This window comes from Niallia endozanthoxylica (assembly GCF_008710145.1).
In the GTDB taxonomy this organism is placed as follows: Bacteria; Bacillota; Bacilli; order Bacillales; family Cytobacillaceae; genus Bacillus_BD; species Bacillus_BD endozanthoxylica.
Genome location: NZ_VYKL01000020.1, coordinates 73,755 through 87,199, shown reverse-complemented (window position 1 = coordinate 87,199; position 13,445 = coordinate 73,755). Strand labels below are relative to the sequence as shown.

Genomic DNA, 13,445 nt, shown 5'->3' with positions numbered 1-13,445 from the left:
AATGAAGTTGTCATACAATTGTAAGAAAATAAACTATTTGCTTTTCTCAAATTGAGCGGGTGCTCAAATTTCATGAGGAGAGGGAGCAAGAGCAAGGCCATGATCATGTTTAAAAAACTAAGGGGGTAAAATGCAATGGCTGGAAATCGAGAGTTTTTTAATCGCAAATTGCATTCATTACTAGGTGTTATTCCCGTTGGGTTATTCCTAACACAGCATCTAATTGTGAATCACTTTGCTACTAGGGGAGAGGAGGCTTTTAATAATGCTTCTCACTTTATGGAAAGTCTTCCATTCAGGTATTTTCTAGAAATTTTTATTATTTTCTTACCGTTATTATATCATGCAATTTATGGAATCTATATTGCTTTTACAGCAAAAAATAATGCAGGCAGATATAATTATTTTAGAAATTGGATGTTTGTCCTTCAACGTGTAACAGGTGTTATTACGTTAATCTTTGTCGTTTGGCATGTGTGGGAAACAAGGATTGCTGCAGCATTTGGAGCAGAGGTTAATTTTCAGATGATGGAGGACATTTTGTCTAATCCGTTTATGTTATGGTTCTATATTATCTGTGTTGTTTCTGCAGTATTCCATTTTGCAAACGGTTTATGGTCATTCTGCATTAGCTGGGGTATCACAATGACACCAAGATCACAACAAATTTCCACTTATGTTACAATGGCTATCTTTGTTGCGCTTTCAATTGTAGGCGTGCGTGCTATATTAGCTTTTGTATAAGACATAATGATAGTCACAGTTTGATAGAATACTCGAAATAATGTACGTACTATGGATTGGAGTGAGTTACGAATGTCGAAAGGGAAAGTTATCGTAGTCGGTGGAGGCCTTGCAGGTCTAATGGCTACAACAAAAATTGCAGAATCGGGAACAGCGGTCGATTTATTTTCACTTGTACCGGTAAAACGCTCTCACTCGGTTTGTGCCCAAGGTGGTATTAATGGAGCGGTAAACACAAAAGGTGAAGGTGACTCTCCATGGGTGCACTTTGATGATACTGTATACGGTGGAGACTTCTTAGCGAACCAGCCTCCTGTAAAAGCAATGTGTGAGGCTGCACCGGGAATTATTCACTTATTTGACCGTATGGGAGTTATGTTTAACCGTACTCCAGAAGGTTTACTAGATTTTCGTCGCTTCGGTGGAACACAGCACCACAGAACGGCATTTTCTGGTGCGACAACTGGTCAGCAATTACTTTATGCGCTAGATGAACAAGTAAGAAGCCATGAAGTTGCTGGATTAGTTACAAAGTATGAAGGCTGGGAATTATTAAGTATTGTTGTCGATGATGAAGGAGTTTGTCGCGGTATTGTAGCGCAAAATCTTAAAACTATGGAAATTCAATCCTTTTCTGCAGATGCCGTTATTTTGGCAACTGGAGGACCTGGAATTATCTTTGGTAAGTCTACAAACTCTGTTATTAACACAGGCTCTGCTGCTGCTATCGCATATCAGCAAGGTGTTTATTATGCAAATGGAGAAATGATTCAAATCCACCCAACGGCAATACCTGGGGATGACAAGCTTCGTCTTATGAGTGAATCCGCCCGTGGTGAAGGCGGACGTATCTGGACTTACAAAGATGGTAAGCCGTGGTACTTCTTGGAAGAAAAATATCCTGCGTATGGAAACCTAGTTCCAAGGGATATTGCAACACGTGAAATATTCGATGTTTGTATTAACCAGAAGCTTGGAATTAATGGAGAGAACATGGTTTATTTAGACCTCTCTCATAAAGATCCGCATGAACTTGATGTTAAATTGGGCGGTATCATCGAAATCTATGAGAAGTTTACAGGTGACGACCCTCGTAAGCTTCCAATGAAGATTTTCCCTGCTGTCCACTATTCAATGGGTGGATTATATGTTGACTATGATCAAATGACAAATATCCCAGGGCTGTTTGCTGCTGGTGAATGTGATTATTCTATGCACGGAGCAAACCGTTTAGGCGCTAACTCTTTATTATCTGCTATCTATGGCGGAATGGTTGCAGGACCAAATGCTGTTCGCTATATTAATGGATTGGAAAAGAGCTCAGATGCAGTAGCATCTTCAGTATATGATGGTTATGTTAAACAGGAAGAAGCTAAATGGAATAATATTATGTCTATGAATGGAACAGAAAATGCGTATGTGCTTCATAAAGAATTAGGAGAATGGATGACAGCGAACGTAACGGTTGTTCGTTACAATGATAAGTTGCTTCAAACAGATCAAAAACTTCAAGAACTCCTGGAACGTTATCAAAATATCAATATTAACGATACGGCTAAATGGAGTAACCAAGGAGCAGCGTTTACTCGCCAGTTAGAGCATATGCTTCAACTTGCACGTGTGATTACACTTGGAGCTTATAATCGTAATGAAAGCCGCGGTGCTCATTACAAGCCTGAATTCCCTGATCGTAATGATGAGGACTTCTTGAAAACCACAATGGCTAAATTTGTTGATAGCAAGTCAGCACCTGAATTCCATTATGAAGATATTGACGTATCACTTATTCAGCCGCGTAAGAGAGACTATACGAAGAGCAGTCATTAAGAGTGTTTAACAAGAATGAAAAAACAAAAAAGAGGGGAAAATAGGGATGTCTGAACAAAAGACCGTAACATTTATTATCACCCGTCAAGATGATATGAATTCAGCACCTTATCAAGAGGAGTTTGAAGTACCATATCGTCCCAATTTAAACGTTATTGCAGCATTAATGGAAATACGCCGTAATCCTGTTAATAAAAAAGGGGAAAAAACTACACCTGTCATTTGGGAAATGAACTGTTTAGAAGAGGTTTGCGGTGCTTGCTCTATGGTAATCAACGGCAAACCACGCCAATCCTGCTCTGCGATTGTGGATCAGCTTGAACAGCCAATCCGCTTAGAACCAATGAGCACATTCCCGGTTGTTCGTGACCTTCAAATCGACAGAAGCCGTATGTTTGATTCATTAAAGAAAGTAAAGGCATGGATTCCAATCGATGGAACATATGATTTGGGTGCCGGACCACGTATGCCAGAGAAGAAACGTCAATGGGCATATGAGCTTTCAAAATGTATGACATGTGGTGTTTGTTTAGAAGCATGTCCAAACGTAAACAGTAAATCGAACTTTATTGGACCAGCTCCATTATCTCAAGTTCGTTTATTCAACGCTCATCCAACAGGTGCCATGAACAAAGCGGAACGTTTAGAGCAAATCATGGGTGATGGAGGTTTGGCAAACTGCGGAAATTCACAAAACTGTGTACAGTCTTGTCCAAAAGGTATTCCATTAACTACATCTATTGCTGCACTGAACAGAGATACAACGATTCAATCGTTTAAAAATTTCTTTGGCAGTGATACAGTTTAACTTCATTCAGCAGAAGTCCTCCACTTCTATAAGTGGGGGATGAATGCAAAAAGCTCTCTGATTCAGTGGGGGTTCAAACCCCGGCTGAATGAAGTTAAGCCTCCGGCGGATGCCTCGGATTTTTTAAAGGTAATTTATCGAGCGAGCTCGATAAAAATCCGGGCGCAAATTCGACGGGGCGAATTTGATTAGATTTCAAAAGAAAAAGAGGATGTCCATATAGGACAACCTCTTTTTCTTTTAGGTTACAGCTGACTTTTACACATAACTGCCTGGATAATAAAATAATCAATTTCTCCGTTTAATGCTTCCCAAATAGGTTTAAGCTTCTCTCCTCCGGTTATTCCCATCGCATCTAATACCCTTTTCTCAGTATCCGAATCAAACAGGTCCTGCCAATTGACCTCATTCCCTTCTTGAATGCTGCGGATAATATGCTTTTGAACAGTTATGTTTGTTAATTTCCGCTCTTTTGCAATTTCTGCAATGGTCATTCCTTGAATATAAAGCTGGTAGGAAAGAATATGGCTTGGCTGTTCAAGTTCTTTCTCGTGTTTTTCGTTTTCATTTTGAATGGGTGGGATTGCTTCTACAGGAATATTCTTTTCTTGTATATACTCGCATATTTTGTCTATGAATGCTTCTCCATACTTTGTAAATTTCGTTTGTCCGACGCCTTTTATTTGCAGCATAGCCTCTTCATTTGTTGGATAGTACATACTCATCTCTTTTAACGTACTATCAGCAAAAATGATAAATGGCGGGATGCGTTCCTCATCAGCTATTTCTTTACGCAGGACGCGCAAAATCTCAAATAAATCACTGCTTTCGTCATTTTCAGGCTTATTAGTCACAACAGGAGTTTTTCTCATCATAACGGTTTCCTGTCCCTTTAAAATGGGCATCGCTTTTTGTGTTACTTTCACAACTGGGTATTTTCCGTCCGTTAGGAGGAGGTACCCTTCAGCAAGTAAATAATTAATCATGTTTACGATGGCTTTTTCTGTTTGCTCTCGAAGTAAACCATAGGTTGAAAGCTCATGAAACTGTAATTCTTTAAGCCGTTTTTGGTTCGAGCCCTTTAATACCTGTGCAATTAATGTAACACCAAACCGTTCTCCCATTCGCTTGCAGCAGGAAAAAATCATTTGTGCTTCACGGGTAATATCGACCTTTTCTCGATGATCCACACAGTTTGAACATTTTCCGCAGGAAAGGGGCCTGCTTTGTTGATCAAAATATTGAATAATGTAGGATTGTAGACAGTCCTCTGTATGGCAGTACATTACCATTTGATTTAGCTTGTGATATTCCTGCTCTCGCTTTTGTGAATCAAGATTCGTTTCTTCAATCAAAAATTTTTGTAATTGAATATCTTGCGGCGAGAATAGAAGATAGCATTCACTCTCTTCTCCGTCTCTTCCGGCACGTCCTGCCTCCTGATAGTAGGCCTCAATGTTTTTTGGAAGATTATAATGAATGACAAATCGTACATTAGATTTATCGATGCCCATACCGAATGCATTCGTGGCAATCATGATTTCTTTTTCATCATAGATAAACTGATCCTGTGCGATTTTCCGGTCTTTTTCACTAAGGCCGGCATGATATTTTGCTGCTGAAAAACCTTTTTGAGATAAAAATTGGTAGAGCTGATCGGTTTCTTTTCTGCTAGCTGTATAAATAATGCCGGATTGCTTTTGATGTTGTTTTAGATAAGAAATGATAGAGTCACGCTTATTTATTCCTTTTACAACATGAAAGGAGAGATTTTCACGTGCAAAGCCGGTTTTAAAGGTATCAGCGCTTTGAATATTCAATAATATACGGATGTCATCTGCTACATTCTCCGTAGCGGTAGCAGTTAAAGCAACAATAATCGGATTTTGTTTCAGTCTGCTTAAGGATGAAATAATCGAGCGATAGCTTGGTCTGAAATCATGGCCCCATTGTGAGATACAGTGTGCCTCATCAAAGGCAATCAAGGGGATGTCAATTGAATTAAGTAAATCAATAAATTGTGCTGACTCCAATCGTTCCGGTGCAACATATACAAGCTTGTAGGCACCTTGGCGGATGAGAGAAATCCGTTCAGCCTGTTCTTTTGAGGTTAGGGAGCTATTGACAAACGTTGCTGGAATTTCTGCACTTGAGAGTGAGTCGACTTGATCCTTCATGAGTGAAATGAGCGGGGAAATAACAATGGTTGTTCCGGAGAAACATAATGCAGGGATTTGAAAACAAATTGATTTTCCTCCACCTGTCGGTAAGATACCCAGTGTATTTTTCTGTTGTAAAATATTTTCAATAATTTCCTTCTGTCCGTTTCGAAAAGAGGAGTAACCAAAGTATTCATGTAACAGTTCCTTAGCTTCTTGCAGCATACTTTATCACCTTATTTACTAGAATATTATCTATTGTAACATTGAAGAACCTGATTGGTAAGATGGGAAGTATATAACTAATCTTTCTGCGTTTAGACTCATATACTATAGATGATGAATTAATTTTTTAGAGGTAGTTTATCGAGCGATCTAGATAAAAATCTGGGAGCAAATTCGACGGGACGAATTCAATACAAATATGCGCACATTTTAAAATTTATTCTCATCATTCAAGAAATATTGTCACTTCAATACTTTTACTGACATATGATATGGTGACTAAATATATACCCATCCCGCAGTTCAAAGCTGGCGAAGGCAAGGAGGGTTACAATACTTGAAGGAGAATGAATATACACACAAGCCGTTACTCACCAAACGAGAAAGGGAAGTATTCGAACTGTTAGTACAAGATAAGACAACAAAAGAAATCGCGGGAGAATTATTTATAAGCGAGAAAACAGTTCGGAATCACATTTCGAATGCCATGCAGAAATTAGGTGTAAAGGGGCGTTCCCAAGCTGTTATAGAGCTCCTTCGTATGGGAGAGCTAAAGCTTTGAAATTTAACCGGTATTCTCTTCTTGAGGATACCGGTTAATATATGGATAGGAGTAATTTACTATTCATATTGGTTCAGATATTTATTTAAGGATGAATTATTACATAATTTGCATGTTTGTTAAGTAAATGTTCTTGAATTTTAAATTAAAGTGATAGAAAATAAGAACAGCCATTAGGAATGTTCAACGAATATATAGGAGTTGTCCGATAAAGAATGGAATTTAATCAAAATGAATATATTGATGTTGTCGCAAATATAGAAAAAGATCTTCGTTATATCTCTGGTATCATTAAGCAAAAGGGGCGCGAGCTATTAAACGACTATTCGATTACTCTTCCCCAATTTATTGCTCTTCAATGGCTGTTTGATGAAGGAGATATGACGATTGGCGAGCTGTCGACTAAAATGTATTTAGCCTTCAGTACGACAACAGATTTAATTGATAGAATGGAAAAAAGTAATTTGGTTAAAAGAGTACGGGCTGAAAATGACCGGAGAGTTGTTCGGATTCACCTATTGCAGGAAGGACAGAAGCTCATTGATGAAGTCATAAAAAAACGGCAAGCTTATTTACGTGAGCTTTTTAAAGATTATTCTCCTGATGACTTAGCTCAAATACAACATAATTTAATGAGATTACACCATGATATGCGATAAGAATGAGGCGGTAAAATTGAAATATCCGATAGGAGTTATAGATTCAGGAGTCGGAGGGCTGACGGTTGCGAAAGAAATTATGCGTCAGCTTCCAAACGAACAAATTATCTATTTAGGAGACACAGCGAGATGTCCATATGGCCCAAGATCAGCTGAGGAGGTAAAAATCTTTACTTGGCAAATGACAAGGTTTTTATTGGATAAAGAAATTAAAATGCTGGTGATTGCCTGTAATACGGCAACAGCTGTTGTGTTAGAAGAAATTAGAAACGAACTTTCGATTCCGGTGCTTGGCGTCATCCATCCAGGAGCAAGGGCAGCTATTAAGGCTACAAAAAACAACCGAATTGGAGTTATTGGGACGGAAGGAACAATCAAGAGTGCAGCTTATGAAAAAGCGCTTAGACAGATTAATAAGAGGACAAAAGTGACATCGCTTGCTTGTCCTAAGTTTGTTCCATTAGTTGAGAGTGGAGAATATAACGGAGCTGTTGCAAAAAAAATCGTTGCCGAGACACTTCAGCCATTAAAACATAAGAGACTTGATACACTTATTTTAGGTTGTACACATTATCCTCTTTTGGAGCATCTTATTCAAAATGTGATGGGAAACAAGGTCAATGTAATCAGTTCCGGAGAAGAAACTGCAAGTGAGGTTAGTACAATCCTTCATCACAGTGGATTATTGAGTGTGGAGGAGGAAGACCCTAGTCATACGTTTTACACAACCGGTTCGAAAACGATATTTGCCAATATTGCTTCAGACTGGCTAGGCAAAGCCATTACGAATGTATTTCATATTGAGTTAGAGCTGGAACCTCAGAAAAAGTAGAGGTTCTTTTTGCTTTTTTCGCAAGAATGGGAGCCATTCACTGATTCGCGACTAGCAGGATTATTTTCTCTCAAAAGACGGTCTATTTTTTTAAACAGCTCGTATACATGTAGTACAAACTGTCTTTGGAGGGATTGTAATGTCTAAATCTAAATATAAAAAGACTCTAGCATCAACTGTAGTTGCCGCAAGCTTACTTCTTTCAGGCTGCGGACTCTTTGGAATGGAAGAGAAAGAGAAAATTGATCCGCCGGAAGAAGTGACGTATACAGAAGAACAGACGGAAGTAACGGAAAAAACGACTAACAACGAAAAGGAAGCTGCAGATCAAACGCAGGAAGCTGAGACAAGCGAAACAGTCAAAACAGAGCTTTACTTAGTGGATAAAAATGGTTATGTAGTTCCGCAAACATTAGAACTTCCAAAAACGGAATCAGTTGCCACTCAAGCACTTGAATATTTAGTGAAAAACGGTCCTGTGACGGAAATGCTGCCAAATGGGTTTCAGGCTGTTATTCCTGATGATACAAAGATTAGTGTTAATGTAAAGGATAAAGTCGCAACGGTCGACTTCTCAAGCGAATTTAAAGATTATAAGGCAGAAGATGAGCTGAAAATTCTTCAATCAATTACTTGGACTTTAACCCAGTTTGATTCTATTGAACAAGTTAAGCTCCAGATGAATGGTCACCCGCTTGAAGAAATGCCTGTTAATGGTACACCAATTGGGGACGAGTTAACGAGAAAAGATGGAATTAATATTGATACATCACAGGTAGCGGATATTACCAATACAAAACCTGTAACGGTTTATTATATTGGCGGTGAAGCTGATTCCTATTATTTTGTCCCTGTTACGAAACGCGTAAGTAATAAAATCGAGAATAATATTGATGCGGCCATCAATGAATTAATAAAAGGACCGAGCGTCGCCTCTCATTTACTAAATGAATTTAATTCTGATGTTGAGTTACTAGGCGAACCAAAGGTAGAGAATGGAAAGGTTACGCTTAATTTTAATGAATCAATATTTGGCAGCTTTGATAAAAAAATGATTTCTCAAAATGTACTTGATTCCCTTGTTCTGACTCTTACTGAACAACAGGGAATTGAAAGTGTCGTGGTTACGGTAAATGGAAAAGCAGAGTTGATGAATGAAGAGGGCAAGAAGCTGACAGAGCCTGTAACTCGTCCAGAAAATGTAAATACAGGTAGCTTCTAAAGAGTTTTTTGATATACTATATAGAGAAAGTTGATAAGAGTGGGCAAAAATGCCGACTCTTATTCCTTTTGCATAATATAATGGATCAAGTATTTGTGGAAATATAAAGGTGGGAAAAGTATGAAGACAGTAATTATTGCAACGAAAAATTCAGGTAAAGCCAAAGAATTCATCCGGATGTTTAAGCCGTATGGAGTAGAGGTTAAAACATTGCTTGATTTTCCAGAGATAGAAGATATCGAAGAAACCGGACAAACATTTGAGGAAAACGCTGTTATAAAGGCTGAAACGGTTTGTAAACTGTTTAACCAAATGGTTATAGCGGATGACTCCGGATTAATAGTGGATGCCCTCGACGGAAGACCTGGAATTTACTCAGCTCGCTATGCAGGTGAAGAAAAAAATGATGAGGCTAATAATGATAAAATATTAAATGAGCTTAAATATGTGAAAGAAGAGGATCGTAAAGCAAGATTCTATTGTGCATTAGCGTTTGCTATGCCCGAAAAGGATACGATAACGGTTAATGGAAAATGTGAAGGGTCCATTCTATTTGAGAGAAGGGGAACAAACGGTTTTGGTTATGACCCGCTTTTTTATGTAACGGAAATGAAGAAATCAATGGCAGAGCTTTCGCCGGATGAAAAAAATCAAATCAGCCATCGTGCAAAAGCGTTGCAAAAGTTGGAAGACCAATTAGCGCACTTGTTTTCAAAGGAAAAAGAATCATGAAAGTGTTAATTGTTAGTGATAGCCATGGAATGTCAACGGAACTTAAAAAATTGAAGGAATTACATAGTGAAGTAGAGCACTTCATTCACTGTGGGGATTCTGAGCTGGCACCCAATGATCCAGCTATTAAGGATTTTGTGATTGTTAGGGGAAACTGTGATTTTTATGATGAATTTCCTGAAGATGTTGTAAAAAGAATTGGAGATCGGACATTCTTTATTACACATGGGCATCGCTATTCAGTAAAATCGGATATACTGAAGTTGTCTTATCGGGCAAAAGAAGAAGCTGCAGATATCGCCTGTTTTGGCCATTCTCATTACCTTGGGGCTGAAATGATTTATGGAACTCTTTTTATAAATCCCGGCAGTATCAGGCTTCCCAGAGGCAGAAGAGAAAGGACATATGTTATTCTCAATATGTTAGAAAACGGATACGAACTAAAGGTTTATGATATAGACCGAGGTGAAATACCAGAGCTTGGACAAGTTTTTCCCCTATCGAATTAATCGATAGAGGAAAACTTTCTTTATGAAATTTATAGTATCTCCTATTGACAATTGATTGTGCACTTACTATAATAAAAAATGTCTTTGAAATATTGTCCCAGTAGCTCAGCTGGATAGAGCATACGCCTTCTAAGCGTACGGTCGGGAGTTCGAATCTCTCCTGGGACGCCATCTATACAATGCACACAATTGACCTACATATATTCTACCAATCGACTCGTCTTCTAACCAAGATGAGTTTTTTTGTGTTTTCTGGAATAGTAATAATCTAAATGAAAAAAAATTTTATTATTTATTTTTATGTATAAATACCTATACAATAGCGTTGTAAGCGGATACAAAATTATTACTTTAACATAATTTTTTAATAATTCTTATGATTGGTCTTGACTCAATTGCAAAATCAGCGTAAGATAATTTCAACAAAAGAGTTACAAAATAGTTTTAAGAGATTGAAAACAATTTCTATTTAGTAAAATTGTACTCTTAATTGTTTGAAAGTTCTTTTCATTTTGATTGTTTCATATGACATATAGTGATAAGTAATATAGTTGAAAATGATGATGAGGATAAGTAGTTTTATACAAAGAATTCTACAGAGAGCCGGGAAAGCTGGAAACCGGTGAATTCGGTATAAGATGAACTCACCTCTGAGTTCCTTCTTGAACAATGTCTATTCAGTAGAGAGGGACGGGTGCAAGCCACTCGTTACTAAAGCGGGCAGCAGAAGCTGTTCACAAGTGTGCGCAAGATTTTTTGCGTAAACAAGGGTGGTACCGTGGAGTAGGTTTCCAAAGCCTTTTCACCCCTTAGTCAATTTTGTTGGCATTTAAGGGATGGAAGGGCTTTTTATATTTTATCAGAAAATTAGGAAAGAGGAGGTATAATCCAAATGTTGCAGAAAACTACCTTTGCCGGGAAAAAGGCTGATAAGCAGCCGATTAGCGGGGCTGATTTATTATTAAACTCTTTGGAAAAAGAAAAGGTGGAAGTGATTTTTGGTTACCCTGGCGGTGCTGTATTACCATTATATGATAAGCTCTATGATTCAAAAATCAAACATATATTACCGCGACATGAACAGGGTGGAATTCATGCGGCAGAGGGTTATGCACGGATATCTGGAAAGCCCGGTGTAGTAATTGCAACTTCAGGGCCAGGGGCTACGAATTTAGTAACTGGACTGGCTGATGCGATGATGGATTCATTACCGTTAGTTGTTTTTACAGGCCAAGTGGCGACAAGTGTTATTGGCTCAGATGCATTCCAAGAGGCCGATATACTGGGAATCACAACGCCGATAACAAAATATAATTGTCAAGTTCGAGATATTAAAGACATCCCGCGTATTATCAAAGAAGCATTTTATATTGCAACAACTGGCCGCCCTGGACCTGTATTAATTGATTTTCCTAAGGACATTGCCACTACAGTTGTTGAGGTAAATGATGATCCGGAAATTTCTTTACCAGGTTACCAGCCGACGTTACAGCCTAACTATTTGCAAATCCGCAAATTAACGGAAGCAATAAGCTCAGCGAAAAAACCACTCATCCTTGCAGGAGCAGGTATTTTACATTCAAAAGCTACTGCTGAATTAAAGGAATATGCCGAACAGCAAAATGTTCCAGTTGTTCATACGCTGCTTGGACTAGGCGGTTTTCCTCAGGATCATGAATTGTTTGTAGGATTTGGCGGTATGCACGGATGCTACGCAGCAAATAGAGCAATGTATGAATGTGATTTACTATTGAACATTGGAGCTCGCTTTGATGATCGTTTAACAGGTAATTTAGAGCATTTTGCTCCAAATGCAACAGTAGCCCATATTGATATTGATCCAGCAGAGATTGGGAAAAATATACCGACAAAAATACCAGTGGTTGCAGATGCAAAAGAAGCATTAAAGCAATTGATTGCTCAGGATGGTAAACAGCCTGATAATAAAGATTGGCTGCAAACAATCAACGACTGGAATAAAGAATATCCTTACCATTATAACAAAGAGGATCAGGAAAACTTAAAGCCCCAAAAAGTATTAGAAATGATTCATGAAAAAACAAAAGGTGAAGCCATTGTTGTAACCGATGTAGGGCAGCACCAAATGTGGGCAGCTCAATATTATCCATTAAATAAAGCTGATAGATGGGTTACATCTGGTGGTTTAGGTACGATGGGATTTGGTCTTCCGGCAAGTATTGGAGCTCAAATCGCTGCTCCTGATTCCACAGTTGTCCTTGTTTCAGGCGATGGCGGCTTCCAAATGTGTACACAAGAACTTCAAGTAATTAGGGAACATAATTTACCTATTAAAATGGTTATTCTAAATAATATGGCCCTTGGAATGGTTAGACAATGGCAGGAGCTATTCTATCAAGAACGTTATGCACACAGTTTAATTCCTGGTCAGCCTGATTTTGTGAAGCTCGCAGATGCATACGGCATCAAAGGTTATCAAATTAATACAAATGAAGAGGCAGAGAATATTTTAAATGAAGTTCTCCACAATGATGAACCAGTTGTATTAGACTTTAGAATTGATCCTAAGGAATTAGTTTATCCGATGATCGCACCAGGAAAAGGACTACATGAAATGGAAGGTGTTAAGCCATGATTAAAAGGATTATTAGTTTAACCGTTCTGAATCGTCCTGGAGTTCTTAACCGAATTACAAATCTTTTTTCTAAACGGAATTATAATATTGAAAGTATTTCCGTGGGATTGTCTGAACTTGAAGGAGTTTCTAGAATTACTTGTGTTGTCCAAGTTGAAAACGAAAGTATTATTGAACAAATTACAAAGCAATTAAATAAACAAATTGATGTACTAAAGGTAGTAGATATTACAGACCAAGCAATTGTTTCAAGAGAGCTTGCATTAATTAAAGTACCTACACTGCCGAATAACCGGCATGAAATTTACTCGCTAATTGAGCCGTTTCGTGCTTCTGTAGTTGATGTAAGTAAAGATAGTGTAGTGATTCAAATTACAGGTGAGTCTGAAAAAATCGAAGCCTTTATCGAACTGGTAAAACCATTTGGAATTAAAGAGCTTGCCAGAACAGGTACGACTGCTTTTCCTAGAGGTATGCAATTGCAATCCAATTCGCAAAAATTCTCGATTGTATAAGCGGTATCCAATAATAAGTAAAACGCCGGTTAGGACG

Annotated in this window: 12 protein-coding genes, 1 tRNA gene and 1 other annotated feature; of the genes, 12 read left to right on the top strand and 1 reads right to left on the bottom strand. The window is 38.2% G+C overall.

Annotated features, from left to right (window positions below; translation table 11 throughout):
- The first annotated feature begins 135 nt into the window (after positions 1–135).
- The 3 genes from F4V44_RS13850 (at position 136) to sdhB (ending at position 3,379) form a co-directional block, all read left to right on the top strand.
- Positions 136–744, top strand: coding sequence for a succinate dehydrogenase cytochrome b558 subunit (locus F4V44_RS13850; protein WP_150440616.1), 609 nt, complete (start codon positions 136–138; stop codon positions 742–744).
- A 72-nt stretch (positions 745–816) separates the two neighbouring features.
- Positions 817–2,571 carry a succinate dehydrogenase flavoprotein subunit gene (sdhA, locus tag F4V44_RS13845; protein ID WP_150440615.1) on the top strand — a complete coding sequence of 585 codons (1,755 nt, stop codon included), beginning with the start codon at positions 817–819 and terminating at the stop codon, positions 2,569–2,571.
- A gap of 46 nt (positions 2,572–2,617) precedes the next feature.
- A complete protein-coding gene (sdhB, locus tag F4V44_RS13840; protein ID WP_150440614.1) occupies positions 2,618–3,379 on the top strand; it encodes a succinate dehydrogenase iron-sulfur subunit in 762 nt (253 codons plus the stop codon).
- 245 nt (positions 3,380–3,624) lie between these two features.
- On the opposite strand, the gene recQ is transcribed toward sdhB, so the two are convergent.
- Positions 3,625–5,763, bottom strand: coding sequence for a DNA helicase RecQ (recQ, locus tag F4V44_RS13835; protein WP_150440613.1), 2,139 nt, complete (start codon positions 5,761–5,763; stop codon positions 3,625–3,627).
- A gap of 337 nt (positions 5,764–6,100) precedes the next feature.
- On the opposite strand from recQ, the gene F4V44_RS13830 reads away from it, so the two are divergent.
- The 9 genes from F4V44_RS13830 to ilvN all read left to right on the top strand — a co-directional run bounded on the left by F4V44_RS13830 (position 6,101) and on the right by ilvN (position 13,408).
- Complete coding sequence (locus F4V44_RS13830) at positions 6,101–6,325, top strand: helix-turn-helix domain-containing protein (RefSeq protein WP_071395962.1); 225 nt, start codon at positions 6,101–6,103, stop codon at positions 6,323–6,325.
- Between the two features lie 215 nt (positions 6,326–6,540).
- Positions 6,541–6,984, top strand: coding sequence for a MarR family winged helix-turn-helix transcriptional regulator (locus F4V44_RS13825; RefSeq protein WP_150440612.1), 444 nt, complete (start codon positions 6,541–6,543; stop codon positions 6,982–6,984).
- Between the two features lie 16 nt (positions 6,985–7,000).
- The gene (gene racE, locus F4V44_RS13820; RefSeq protein WP_150440611.1) at positions 7,001–7,816 is read left to right on the top strand and encodes a glutamate racemase; all 816 of its coding nucleotides are present in this window, start codon (positions 7,001–7,003) and stop codon (positions 7,814–7,816) included.
- 139 nt (positions 7,817–7,955) lie between these two features.
- The gene (locus F4V44_RS13815) at positions 7,956–9,038 is read left to right on the top strand and encodes a GerMN domain-containing protein (RefSeq protein WP_150440610.1); all 1,083 of its coding nucleotides are present in this window, start codon (positions 7,956–7,958) and stop codon (positions 9,036–9,038) included.
- Between the two features lie 120 nt (positions 9,039–9,158).
- Positions 9,159–9,770, top strand: a complete 612-nt coding sequence (locus tag F4V44_RS13810; RefSeq protein WP_150440609.1) for an XTP/dITP diphosphatase — start codon at positions 9,159–9,161, stop codon at positions 9,768–9,770.
- Positions 9,767–10,279 (top strand): metallophosphoesterase family protein, encoded by a 513-nt coding sequence (locus F4V44_RS13805; protein WP_150440608.1) that lies wholly within the window; start codon positions 9,767–9,769, stop codon positions 10,277–10,279. The genes F4V44_RS13810 and F4V44_RS13805 overlap by 4 nt, the downstream gene beginning before the upstream one ends.
- 94 nt (positions 10,280–10,373) lie before the next feature.
- Positions 10,374–10,450 (top strand) — tRNA-Arg (locus tag F4V44_RS13800).
- Between the two features lie 380 nt (positions 10,451–10,830).
- Positions 10,831–11,092, top strand: a binding site (T-box leader).
- A gap of 79 nt (positions 11,093–11,171) precedes the next feature.
- Positions 11,172–12,893, top strand: a complete 1,722-nt coding sequence (ilvB, locus tag F4V44_RS13795) for an acetolactate synthase large subunit (RefSeq protein WP_150440607.1) — start codon at positions 11,172–11,174, stop codon at positions 12,891–12,893.
- Positions 12,893–13,408 (top strand): acetolactate synthase small subunit, encoded by a 516-nt coding sequence (gene ilvN / locus F4V44_RS13790; protein WP_150440648.1) that lies wholly within the window; start codon positions 12,893–12,895, stop codon positions 13,406–13,408. The genes ilvB and ilvN overlap by 1 nt, the downstream gene beginning before the upstream one ends.
- Positions 13,409–13,445: the final 37 nt, after the last annotated feature.

Coding starts and splice junctions, on each gene's coding strand:
- F4V44_RS13850 (WP_150440616.1), top strand. CDS start 136: ATGGCTGGAAATCGAGAGTTTTTTAATCGCAAATTGCATTCATTACTA.
- sdhA (WP_150440615.1), top strand. CDS start 817: ATGTCGAAAGGGAAAGTTATCGTAGTCGGTGGAGGCCTTGCAGGTCTA.
- ilvB (WP_150440607.1), top strand. CDS start 11,172: ATGTTGCAGAAAACTACCTTTGCCGGGAAAAAGGCTGATAAGCAGCCG.
- recQ (WP_150440613.1), bottom strand. CDS start 5,763: ATGCTGCAAGAAGCTAAGGAACTGTTACATGAATACTTTGGTTACTCC.
- sdhB (WP_150440614.1), top strand. CDS start 2,618: ATGTCTGAACAAAAGACCGTAACATTTATTATCACCCGTCAAGATGAT.
- F4V44_RS13810 (WP_150440609.1), top strand. CDS start 9,159: ATGAAGACAGTAATTATTGCAACGAAAAATTCAGGTAAAGCCAAAGAA.
- F4V44_RS13805 (WP_150440608.1), top strand. CDS start 9,767: ATGAAAGTGTTAATTGTTAGTGATAGCCATGGAATGTCAACGGAACTT.
- F4V44_RS13815 (WP_150440610.1), top strand. CDS start 7,956: ATGTCTAAATCTAAATATAAAAAGACTCTAGCATCAACTGTAGTTGCC.
- F4V44_RS13825 (WP_150440612.1), top strand. CDS start 6,541: ATGGAATTTAATCAAAATGAATATATTGATGTTGTCGCAAATATAGAA.